The sequence below is a fragment of the Mesorhizobium tamadayense genome (assembly GCF_003863365.1).
Lineage (GTDB): Bacteria > Pseudomonadota > Alphaproteobacteria > Rhizobiales > Rhizobiaceae > Mesorhizobium > Mesorhizobium tamadayense.
Genome location: NZ_RQXT01000201.1, coordinates 1 through 641, shown reverse-complemented (window position 1 = coordinate 641; position 641 = coordinate 1). Strand labels below are relative to the sequence as shown.

General features: G+C 64.1%; 1 protein-coding gene. It reads left to right on the top strand.

What is annotated here, in order from left to right; genetic code table 11:
* The coding region (locus tag EH240_RS37245) for an MHYT domain-containing protein (RefSeq protein ID WP_281035206.1) at window positions 1–641 on the top strand (641 nt) is incomplete at both ends.

Below are 641 nucleotides of genomic sequence, written 5' to 3'. Positions count from 1 at the left end.
GTGGACGCTGGATCGGCGGTGCGATCGTGGGAGGCGGCATCGCGGTGATGCATTACACTGGCATGGCCGCATTCGAGATCGCGGGCCGCGTCGTCTGGGATGTGCCGCTTGTCGCCGCCTCAATCATCCTTGGTGCGCTGTTCGGCACGGCCGCATTGCCGGTTGCCCTTTACGCCAACATGGTCAAGTGGAAGGCGCTCGGTGCCCTCGTGTTGACGGTCGCGATTTGCAGCCATCATTTCACGGCGATGGGCGCGGCCGCAATCATGCCAGACCCGCGCATTGTCGTTTCCGCGACGGCGTTGCCTGCGGACTGGATGGCGGCTGGCGTAGCCCTCGTTTCGATCGTCATCATCCTTTTGGCCATCATCGGCGTCGCCCTCGATATGCGTGATCTGCGTCGCGCCGGCGAGATAGCGCGTATGCAGGAGCTGGTCGACGCGGCCGTCGAGGGGCTAATCGTGTGCAACGAAACCGAGATCGTGGCTGCCAATCGCAGTTTCGCCGAGCTTGCCTGCGTCGACGGCTCGCAGCCGGTCGGACGCCCGCTCACGTCCTTCTTTCTCAAGGCTTTCCGAGGCGAACTCACGGGCACCGCGCAAACGCCGCTGGAGGTGGAGCTATGCGTGACGAACGGCAGT